Genomic DNA, 9,629 nt, shown 5'->3' on the forward strand with positions numbered 1-9,629 from the left:
GCTGGCGGCGCGCGGCTGGCAAGTGGACTACCTGGCGGTGCGCCGCCAGCGCGACCTGCAAATGCCCAGCGTGGCCGAGGTCGCGGCGGGCGAACCGCTGGTGGCGCTGGCCGCGGCGAAACTGGGTTCGACCCGCCTGATCGACAATCTGGAACTGTAAGGCCGGCGCATCGCGGCTTGTCTGGTGTGACGGGGAAATCCTGTCATTTTTGACAGCTACTTGCCAGCAGGTTGCTCTGGCAGACTCTTTTGCAACTTGACGATGCAAGAGAATCATTCATGCCGGATCTCATCTCGCCCGCGGGCTCGCCCGCCATGGCCAGGCTGACACCGCGCGAGCGGCAGATTGTGCAGTACCTGGCCGCCGGCAAACCCAACAAAGTCGTGGCCATCGACCTGGGCATTTCCTTGCGCACCGCCGAAGCGCACCGCGCCCGCATCTTCCGCAAGCTGGGAGTACGCAATACGCTGGAACTGGCCTGCCGGCTGTGCCGGCATGGCGGGGGTCAGTCGGACCCTAGTTCATGAGTAATGCTTGCCACTTCGTGCTTTAGCAGTCCGGCGATTTCCCTGCGGCGCTCCAGGTTCATGCGCCCATAATGCGCGGCCACGCTGACGGCAGCCACCGGCCGCCTGGCCAGGTAAATCGTGACTCCCACTCCATACATGCCCTTGAGCAAATGGCCGGGGTTGAAGGCGTATCCGCGCTGGCGCGCATCGTGCACGGCCTGCGTGAGCACATCGGCGCTTACCGCGGGGTAGGGGGCCAACCGCCCTGCATTGCGGCGTATGACATTGTGCACTTCTTCATCTTCCAGGGCCGCCAGCAGCGCCAGGCTGCCTGATCCCACACCCAGCGGCCGGCGGGTACCCACGTTCTGTGTCAGTACCTTCACCGGGAAGGCTCCTTCCTTGCGGTCGATGCATACCGCATCCAGGCCGCTGCGGATGGTCAGCATGACCGTATCGCCCGTGGTTTGCGCCAGCCGTTCCAGCGACGGCCGGGTTACGGCCCGCAGATCCAGCCGGTTGGCGGCGCGTTCACCCAATGACAGGAATTCCAGCCCCAGGTAATAGACGCGGCTGCCGGCGCCTTGTTCGACGAAGCCTTCGTTGGTCAGGGATTTAAGCAGCCGGTGCAGCGTGCCCTTGCTGAGCCCGCTCTGGGCCTGCAGGTCGGAAAACCGCATGCCCGAGGATGATGCATTGAAGGACAGCATGCGCAGGATGTCCAACGCGCGCTTGACGCTCTGGACCGTATCCGCGGCGCCATGTTGTTGGATGGTGCGCCCCATTTTTGTCTCCCGTGGCCGGTTTTGCATGCCGGTACTGGAGTCCCGTCTGGCGGAACTTTTGGGCAGTGTACGCGTTTTTCGCCACCCGGGCCGTTAGATTCCTTTCCGCTGGCCGCCAATCCGGAAAGGCGGCAATTCTGGTGGAGGATCAATGGACAATCAACGGGTTCCCTATGACTGGAGCCGAGGCCTGTGGCGCGATACCGTGGAGCCCGCGTTTCTGGACCGCCTGCGCCAGGCGGTGGCCGCCGAGGTGCTGCCCCACGCGGACGAGATTGACCGCCAGGACGTCTATCCGGTCGAGGTGATCAAGGCGTTGGCGGCGCGCGGCTATACCAGCCTGACACTGCCTTCCGAATGGAGAGGGGGCGCCAGCGGCTACGGGCCGTGCGCGGCCTTGTTCGAAGAGGCCTCGTATGCCAGTGCCGCCGTCGGCATCAGCCTGATTACGATCCTGCAGGCGCAGAACCTGATCCAGGCATTCGGGCAGGAATCGTTGAAAGCAGCCGTGCTGCCCGAGTTCCGGCAGGGCTTGATTACGTCTTATGCGCTGACGGAGGCGAACCACGGCAGCGACATCCGCAGCCTGGACACGAAGGCGGTGCGCACGGCGGACGGATGGCGCCTGAACGGGCGGAAGTCGTTTATTACGTCGGGATCCGCGGCCGAGGCCTACATCATCTTGGCGCAGACCGACGTGGGCGTGTCTACCTTCTTTGTGCGCGCCAATATGCCTGGGGTGTCCACCGAACAAGGCCCCAGCGCCAGTACCTTTGGCCTGCGCAACGGCCCGCACGTGGATCTGGTGCTGGACGATGCACGAGTACCGGCTGACCATCTTGTGGGCCAGGAAGGCAAGGGCGTGCGGCAAGCCGTGACGGTGCTGGATTTCTCGCGCACCATGGCCGCGGCCATCAGCATAGGCATCGCGCGCGCGGCGTTCGACCGCGCCCTGGACTTTGCCGCCAGCCGGGTGGCTTTCGATACCACTGTCCTGCAGTTCCAGGGCATTCAGTGGTACTTCGCCGATATGCTGGCTGAAATCGACGCGGCGCGGTTGCTGGTATATGACGCGTGCAAGGCGCTGGATGAGCACCGCGACATCGCCCGCCATGCCAGCCAGGCAAAACTGCTGGCCAGCCGCGTGGCCACGCGTACCGCGGAACAGGCCGTACAGATCTGCGGCGCCTATGGCGTAACCGAAAGCGCGCCCTTCGGGCGTTATCTGCGCGACGCCAAGGCCTATGAAATTGCCGGCGGCTCGTCCGAGATCTTGAAGAACACACTGGGCAAGCATCTGCTGAAGTTTGTGGCGGCTCGTTCGGACATGGGGCAGCCATGATCACGGACCTGCTCTACGCGCATGCCGCGAAGTCTCCCGGCCAGCCGTTCCTGGTGGTTGACGGCCGGGAGTACAGCTATTCGGATATGGCCAGGCTGGTGTCGGCCGTGGCCAGGCATCTGCATGGGCACGGTGTGCGGCCCGGCAGCCGCGTGGCCATGCTGTGCGGAAACCGGCCGGCGTTCCTGGCGGCGTGGTTCGCCATCGGTGAACTGGGGGCGGTGGCCGTGCCGTTGAACACCGGCCTGAAGGGCGACGGGCTGCGCTACATCCTGGCGCAAAGCGGCTCTGTTGCCTTGCTGATCGAACCAGCCCTGCTGCAAGCCTTGTCGGCCGACCTGGACGCGATGGAGTCCTGCCCGCAGTGCCTGGAGATCGGCGACTGGCTGGAGGCGATTCCGCAACAGCATGTGCCGCGCTGGTTGGACAGGCCAGCGCCTGCGCCCATGGCGGCCAACAGCATCCTGTACACATCGGGCACCACCGGCCTGCCCAAGGGCGCGGTGCTGCCGCACTCGGCCTACCAGGCAGCGGGCCGCGATATGGCGCGTTCGTTGGGGCTGGCGGCGCGAGACAGGATCATGGTGTTCCTGCCCCTGTTCCATGCCAACCCGCAAATGTATGCCGTGGCCTCAGCCCTGCACACGGGAGCCACGCTGGTGTTGCGGCCGCGCTTTTCCGCCAGTGCATTCTTCGATGATGCGGTGCGCTTCCAGGCCACCGGATTCACCTATGTGGGTACTGTCCTGGCCATTCTGGACAAACAGCACCCTGGCAAGCACACCGGCCATGGCCTGCGCTGGGGCGTGGGCGGCGGGGCCCCGGAGCGGGTCTGGCGCGATATTGCGCCGCGCTTCGGCTTCGCGGTGTGCGAGCTGTATGGCATGACGGAAACCGGCGGCTGGGTCAGCATGAACACGGCCGGCGCCACACGGATGGGCACGGTGGGGCGTGCCCGCCCCGGCGTAACGCTGGCGGTACGGGACGAGCGCGGCAGCGACGTACCGCAGGGCACGCAGGGCGAGATCGTGGCTCACGCTAGTCCAGGCATGTTTTTTACCGAGTACTGGAACAATCCGCAGGCCACTGCCTCGACCTTGCGCCAGGAGTGGCTGCATACAGGAGACCGGGGTTCTTTGGATGCCGACGGCTATCTGACGTTTCACGGCCGCATCAAGGAGTTGATACGGCGTGGGGGCGAGATGATCGCGCCGGTCGAAATAGAGATGCGCCTGCTTCAGCACCCGGACATCCGCGAATGCGCGGTCATCGGCGTGCCTGACGACATCATGGGCGAGGAGATCCAGGCTGTCCTGGTGGCCCGGCGAAACATCCCGGCTGACCAGTTGCGCGAGTTCGTGGCCGCAACGTTGCCGGCACACATGGTGCCGCGCTATGCCGTTTATGTGGACAGCCTGCCCAAGACCGAGACCGAGAAAATCAAGCGCCATGAACTGGCGAAGCTGGATGCGCCCGTACAGGACCTGAGGGCCCGGGGCTAGGGCAGGAAAGCCGCTGCCCGCGGCGCTGATGCTGATATCCCTGAACATGCCGCGCTCAGGCGGCAACCAAGAAGGAGGAACGATGGCCAGACGCTGGAAACAACGGCCCGAAGGGTCGAACTGGGGCGATTTCGGAGACGATGATCAACTGGGCCGCTTGAATTTATTGACGCCGCAGAAGGTGCTGGAAGGCGTGGCCGAGGTGCGCCAGGGCCTGTCGTTCAGCCTGAGCCTGCCCCTGGATTTCCCGGGCGGCAATGTGTTGAACCCGGCGCGCCACCCGCCGCGCCTGACCGCCACCCGGCGGCCTGACGACAAGGCGGTATTCCTGCACTCGTTCGCGCATGACCACAACACCACGGATGTGGCGTGCGACGACATGGTGACCCTGTGCCTGCAGTATTCGACCCAATGGGATGCGCTGTCGCACATAGGATCCCATTTCGATGCAGACCAGGATGGCCAGGCCGAGATCGTGTTCTACAACGGATTCCGTCCGGACCCTGATTTCAGCCATCCGGACCAGGCGCCGGACGGCGCTTCGCGTGCGCACCGCCTGGGTATCGAGCATATGGCGGCGAAGGGCGTGCAGGGCCGGGCCGTGATGGTGGACCTGCGCCGCCACTATGGCGACGCGCGCCGCCGCGTGGGCTATGACGACCTGATGCAGGTCATTGAACACGATGGCATAGAGGTGCGCAGGGGGGACATGCTGTGCCTGCACACGGGGTTTGCCGATGTCGTGCTGTCCATGCAGGGCCGGCCCGATGCCGGCCGGCTGGCGCAGGCGTGCGCGGTGCTGGATGGCAGCGACGCCAGGCTGCGTGGTTGGGTGGATGAAAGCGGTATCGCGGCGCTGATCGCGGACAACTATGCGGTGGAAGACCGTCCGTACGACTTTCATGGCGACGGTTGCCACGCCCTGCTGCCCCTGCACGAACTATGCCTGTTCAAGCTGGGCATCCACCTGGGCGAACTGTGGCATTTGACGCCTTTGGCGGAATGGCTGCGCCAACACGGCCGGCACGCATTCTTCTTGACCGCGCCGCCACTGCGTCTGCCTGGCGCCGTGGGGTCGCCCCTGAACCCCGTTGCAACGGTGTGAAGTCGCCCACGTTCCGGCCTGCCTGGCCGGGCGATACAACAAAGGAGTGAGACATGAAAAAGATATCCGTCATGGGCCTTGTGATTTCCGCGGCGGCCACGCTTTGGGCCGGCGCCGCGGCCCAGGCGCAATCCGATTGGCCCACCAAGCCTATCCGGCTGCTGGTGGGTTTTTCGCCAGGAGGGCCCACCGACAATGTGGCGCGTATCCTGGCCGAGAGCATGAGCGCCAGGCTGGGCCAACCGGTCGTGGTGGAAAACAAGGCCGGGGCGGCCGGGAATATCGCCGCCGTTGCGCTGACACAGGCCCCGCACGATGGGTACACGCTGCTGTACAACACGTCTTCCATCGTGATCGCGCCCTGGGTGTACAAGCAGCCAGGTTTCGACCCCCGCAAGGATTTCGCCCCCGTGGGTCTGACCGCGGCAGTGCCGCTGGTGCTGGCCACCACTGCCAAACTGCCGGTGCAGAACCCGAAAGAGCTTATCGCGCTGCTGAAGCAGGAACCCGGCAAGTACAACTATGCTTCTTCGGGCACCGGGGCTATCGAGCACCTGACCGCGGCGCAGTTGCTGAAGCTTGTCGACGCCGACGCCACGCACGTGCCCTACAAAGGAACCGCTCCGGCGCAGGTGGACTTGATTGCCGGGGCCACCCAGTTCACGACCACCACGCTGAACACGGTGATTGCGCCCGTACAGAAAGGCACGTTGCACGCCCTGGCCGTGACCAGCCGGGAACGGTCTCCGGTGCTGCCCGATGTGCCTACGGTTTCGGAGAGCCTGCAGCCTGGATTCGAAAGCCTGGCCTGGCAGGGCATAGTGGCTCCGGCCGGCACGCCGCCTGACGTATTGCAGAAGCTGAACGCGGCCATCAATGCGGCCTTGGAATCCACGGATGTGAAACAGAAACTGCAAGCGCAGGGGACGATTACGCTGGGCGGGAGCGTGGATGACTATTCCAGGTACATCCAGGAAGAATCCATCCGGTGGGGGCAGGTCGTAAAACTGGCCGGGGTCGAGGCCAGGTAGCGGGGGTCAGGGACCTGCCGGCGGCACCAGGGGTTTGACCCCCGACACCGCCAGCACGCTTGCATTCTTGGCGGCCGTGGCGAAGGGGCCGCCGCCGTTCAGGGGTAGGTCGCCGATGGCGGCGGCCGTGGCCCATACGCCGTTGTTGCGGGCCAGCACCTGATAGCTTTGCAGTTGTCCGGCGCCGCGCGCCACGATATACAAGGTGCCGTGCAGGAAGCGCATGGCGGGCAGCGAGGCGGCGTGGGCTTCCAGCTTGCTGGCCTGGCCGTTTTCCACCAGCCATAGCGGTCCGCCCAGGCGTTCCAGTACCGATACCGCCACTTCGCCGTTCTTGTCGGCGCCGATGGCGGGCTTGCCCACGTATTCCATGCCCATGTCGGCGGCGGAGCGCCAGCGCATGGCGGGCGTAGGCACCATGCCCGGGGTGGCGGTGGCGTCCTGCACGATGCGCATCAGGTGCCGGGTGTCGCGGTTGCGCAGATACAGTTCGATCAGGCCCTGTGCGTTGCGGATGGCCGCCAGGCCGCCCGCGGCGGGGGGCGCGGGTACCGGCTGCCAGGGCTGCCATGCGCTGCGGTCCTGCGCGGACACCTGCGACGTGGCGTGCAACTGGCCGGCTTTGTCTATGGCAAATACCCAGAAGCGGTCGCTGGCGTCCTTGGCGATGGCGGCGTTGCCCATGGCATGGGGCAGGGCCGGCAACGCCTGCCAGGGCGCCCAGGTACTGTCGATGCCTTGCAGGGCCGTCCAGTGGTACAGGCCGTCGTTGCCCATGGCCACGGCGGCGGCTTCGCCGCGCGGCGCCACGGCGGGCGGACGGGCAACGCGCACCCCGGCCATGGCCTGCCAGCCTTTCCAGGTGCCGTCGGGATTCTGCTTGTTGATCCACAGGCCGCCCAGGGTGTCGCGGGCAAAAAGGCCCACCGTCGAGTCGGGGTAGGCGAACGACACCAGGGGGCCGGCGGTGCGGCCGCCCAGCGTGTTCCAGCGGCGGTTGCGGTTGTCCCACATATTCACGGCATCGTTGGCTTCGCCGGTGGCGAATACCATCAGGCCGCCCTGGGGGTCGGCGAAGAGTTCGGGCGCGATGTCGTGGCGCGACACGAAATAGGCGCGGCGCACCCAGGCGGCGGCCGGGCCGGCGGGCTCCTGGCAGCCGGTGGGGCCCTTGCAGTAGTGGTAGTCGTTCCAGGCGTACTGGCGGAAAATCTCGGATTTGCTGGCGATCTCGGCATCGGCCAGATTGGCTTCGCGTTCCTGGCTGGGGTAGTCCACATAGCCGGTTTCGGCGTAATTGCCCGGCGCCAGGGCGATGGCTTCGCGCACCAGCCGCGCGCTGGCGATGTGGTCGGGGTGCCCGTGGCCGGCGCAGCGCCAGCACAGCTTGGTGTAGGGCACGCTGATGGTGTCGTCCAGGTGGCGCACGGTGGTGGGCCCGTAGGCGCTGATGATGGCGGCCAGGGTATGGACCAGGTCGGCGCGGGTGTAGGTGTCCTGGTACGGGCCCAGTGTGTCCGCCGTCATGCCGGCCACCGATTCGGCCTGGCTAAGCGGGGTCAGGCTGCCCCAGCCCTTGCCCAGCCAGGGGTCTTGCACGCGCATGTGCCATAGCTGGATATGCGGATTGCCCTGCAGGGTGAAGCGGGCGATGTGATAGCCGTTGACCTGCACCGTGTCTTCTTTCCACAGGTCGGGCTGGCGGGCCATGTAGGCGTAGGCGGCGCGCACGCCGCGCTCGCGGCCCAGCATGTAGGGTTCGCCTTCGCCGGCATCGCTGGCGGTCAGGTAGACCACTTGCACACAACCCCCGGCCTCGATGTTCGAGGCGATGTCAGGGTTCATGAAGAGCAGGTCGTCGTCCAGGTGGGCGACGAAGGCCAGGTCTTTGATGCCGCGGCAGTTGGCCAGGGGCAGGCTGGCGGGGGCGTCGAACGACACAATGGCGGTGGGAGGCGCGGCGTTGGCGCCCGCCAGCGCAAACCAGAGCAGCCACGGCAGCGCAAGGCGCGTGGCGCGGACAACGCGGGCCGCAAGGGAGAACATGTTCGTCAGGCTGGTAGCGCGATACGCAGCCTGGCGATGAATTGCATCAGCCCGTGTATCTTGGTTTTATCGTTCGCGGGCGAGTATAGCGGCTGGGCCGCCGTGCCGCCAAGTGCCGGCCGGCGGCCCGTGGCGCCCCGTCAGGGGCACTTGGGGGCGGGTGTTTTCGAGAGTTCGTCGATGGGGTCCAGGTCGGGCTGGCGGGTCATGCTGTAGTTCAGGTTGGGTGATTTACCCAGCACTGAGCGCACGCGCAGCACGTTGTTGGCCGCCACCACGAATTCCACGCGCAGGTTGCCGGCGGCATCGGACAGCAGTACGCGGGCGGGGCGTTCGGCGGTGGCGTCCCAGCAGCCTTGTTCGGTGGTGGGGTTGGCCGCGTTGCCGGTGGAATCCAGGAACGAGGTGCGGCTGCGCCAGCGGCCGTTGGGCGCCAGGGTCAGGGTGACGCGCTGCGCCGCGCACTGGGCCGACGGGGTCAGGCAGGGCAGGGTGCCCATGTAGGTTTGGGCCTGCGGCACCAGGGCCTTGCTGGCCGGGGAGACATCGCCGGCCGCGGCGGCTGCCGCCGCGGCGGCATCGGCCTGGGCGGCGGCTTCGGCGGCCTCTTCCTGGGCGGTTGGGATGGGCTTGCGCGGCTGGCCAGGCTGCTGGCCTTTCAGTTCGATTTGCAATTGCGACGGCGCGTGCACCACCTGGCGGTAGCCCGCGCCCTGGCCCTGGTACTGCGCGTCGGTGATGGTGCTGGCGGCGGGCGGGTTGTAATAGCCTTCGGTGCGTTGCTGCGCGCAGCCCGCCAGTATTGCGGAACCCGCCAGCGCGACCGCGATCAATGCCGGGGAACCGCGGCGGGAGGGCTGGATAAGCACGGAATCGGGCATGTGTGGGGCTCGTCGCAATTTACGGTGTTGGCCACGATTCTACGCATTTATGCAAACATCCGATACGCTGGTGTCACACCCGCTGTTTGAACTATTCGCCGCATGCCGGAATAATGCGACGTCGCCGGCCGCGCCGGCCTTACTGCCTGCGCTTTCTCGTTCGTTCAACCGTCATGTGGCACGCCTTTGCAATTGATCCCGATTGGGCCATCGCCATGGCGGCGGCGCTGGGCCTGGCCGTGGGCACCTGGCTGACCGTGCTGGCGCACCGCCTGCCGCGCATCATGGAACGCGAATGGCTGCAGCAATACCAGGATTTCCGCCAGCCCGAGGCCGGCTCCGGCGCGGATGTCGCGGGCGGCTATACGTTGTGGCGGCCCGGCTGGCACTGCCCGGCATGTGCGGCGCCGGTGCGTGGCTGGCGCCG

General features: G+C 66.3%; 10 protein-coding genes. 7 read left to right on the top strand and 3 right to left on the bottom strand.

Going from position 1 to position 9,629, the window contains the following annotated elements; translation table 11 throughout:
• Window positions 1–160 (top strand): pantoate--beta-alanine ligase (locus LPZ50_RS16715; protein WP_230662813.1); only part of this gene is annotated, 160 nt, incomplete at its 5' end.
• A 119-nt stretch (window positions 161–279) separates the two neighbouring features.
• Window positions 280–528: a response regulator transcription factor gene (locus LPZ50_RS16720; protein WP_230662795.1), complete on the top strand. Its 249-nt coding sequence runs from the start codon at window positions 280–282 to the stop codon at window positions 526–528.
• Here LPZ50_RS16720 and LPZ50_RS16725 read toward each other — a convergent pair.
• Entirely contained in the window at window positions 507–1,295 is a 789-nt protein-coding gene (locus LPZ50_RS16725) for an IclR family transcriptional regulator (RefSeq protein ID WP_230662797.1), read from the bottom strand. The two genes, LPZ50_RS16720 and LPZ50_RS16725, sit on opposite strands and share 22 nt — an antisense overlap.
• Window positions 1,296–1,446: 151 nt before the next feature.
• On the opposite strand from LPZ50_RS16725, the gene LPZ50_RS16730 reads away from it, so the two are divergent.
• From LPZ50_RS16730 to LPZ50_RS16745, 4 genes are all read left to right on the top strand, one after another.
• Entirely contained in the window at window positions 1,447–2,637 is a 1,191-nt protein-coding gene (locus LPZ50_RS16730) for an acyl-CoA dehydrogenase family protein (RefSeq protein ID WP_230662799.1), read from the top strand.
• Window positions 2,634–4,139, top strand: coding sequence for a class I adenylate-forming enzyme family protein (locus LPZ50_RS16735; RefSeq protein WP_230662801.1), 1,506 nt, complete (start codon window positions 2,634–2,636; stop codon window positions 4,137–4,139). The genes LPZ50_RS16730 and LPZ50_RS16735 overlap by 4 nt, the downstream gene beginning before the upstream one ends.
• Before the next feature lie 82 nt (window positions 4,140–4,221).
• A complete protein-coding gene (locus LPZ50_RS16740) occupies window positions 4,222–5,244 on the top strand; it encodes a cyclase family protein (RefSeq protein WP_230662803.1) in 1,023 nt (340 codons plus the stop codon).
• Between the two features lie 53 nt (window positions 5,245–5,297).
• Complete coding sequence (locus LPZ50_RS16745) at window positions 5,298–6,275, top strand: Bug family tripartite tricarboxylate transporter substrate binding protein (protein WP_230662805.1); 978 nt, start codon at window positions 5,298–5,300, stop codon at window positions 6,273–6,275.
• A 6-nt stretch (window positions 6,276–6,281) separates the two neighbouring features.
• Here the strand turns inward: LPZ50_RS16745 and LPZ50_RS16750 are convergent, their stop codons facing one another.
• Together LPZ50_RS16750 and LPZ50_RS16755 are read right to left on the bottom strand one after the other, a co-directional pair.
• Entirely contained in the window at window positions 6,282–8,321 is a 2,040-nt protein-coding gene (locus LPZ50_RS16750) for a PIG-L family deacetylase (RefSeq protein ID WP_230662807.1), read from the bottom strand.
• A gap of 140 nt (window positions 8,322–8,461) precedes the next feature.
• A complete protein-coding gene (locus tag LPZ50_RS16755) occupies window positions 8,462–9,202 on the bottom strand; it encodes a copper resistance protein NlpE N-terminal domain-containing protein (RefSeq protein ID WP_230662809.1) in 741 nt (246 codons plus the stop codon).
• A gap of 173 nt (window positions 9,203–9,375) precedes the next feature.
• On the opposite strand from LPZ50_RS16755, the gene LPZ50_RS16760 reads away from it, so the two are divergent.
• On the top strand, window positions 9,376–9,629 hold a 254-nt coding region (locus LPZ50_RS16760), incomplete at its 3' end, for a prepilin peptidase (RefSeq protein ID WP_230662811.1).

The sequence above is a fragment of the Bordetella petrii genome, assembly GCF_020991325.1.
Classification (GTDB): Bacteria; Pseudomonadota; Gammaproteobacteria; order Burkholderiales; family Burkholderiaceae_B; genus Bordetella_A; species Bordetella_A petrii_E.

What these genes read in the sequence shown, in the direction of transcription:
- LPZ50_RS16720 (WP_230662795.1), top strand. Translation starts at nt 280, where the DNA reads ATGCCGGATCTCATCTCGCCCGCGGGCTCGCCCGCCATGGCCAGGCTG.
- LPZ50_RS16725 (WP_230662797.1), bottom strand. Translation starts at nt 1,295, where the DNA reads ATGGGGCGCACCATCCAACAACATGGCGCCGCGGATACGGTCCAGAGC.
- LPZ50_RS16730 (WP_230662799.1), top strand. Translation starts at nt 1,447, where the DNA reads ATGGACAATCAACGGGTTCCCTATGACTGGAGCCGAGGCCTGTGGCGC.
- LPZ50_RS16735 (WP_230662801.1), top strand. Translation starts at nt 2,634, where the DNA reads ATGATCACGGACCTGCTCTACGCGCATGCCGCGAAGTCTCCCGGCCAG.
- LPZ50_RS16740 (WP_230662803.1), top strand. Translation starts at nt 4,222, where the DNA reads ATGGCCAGACGCTGGAAACAACGGCCCGAAGGGTCGAACTGGGGCGAT.
- LPZ50_RS16745 (WP_230662805.1), top strand. Translation starts at nt 5,298, where the DNA reads ATGAAAAAGATATCCGTCATGGGCCTTGTGATTTCCGCGGCGGCCACG.
- LPZ50_RS16750 (WP_230662807.1), bottom strand. Translation starts at nt 8,321, where the DNA reads ATGTTCTCCCTTGCGGCCCGCGTTGTCCGCGCCACGCGCCTTGCGCTG.
- LPZ50_RS16755 (WP_230662809.1), bottom strand. Translation starts at nt 9,202, where the DNA reads ATGCCCGATTCCGTGCTTATCCAGCCCTCCCGCCGCGGTTCCCCGGCA.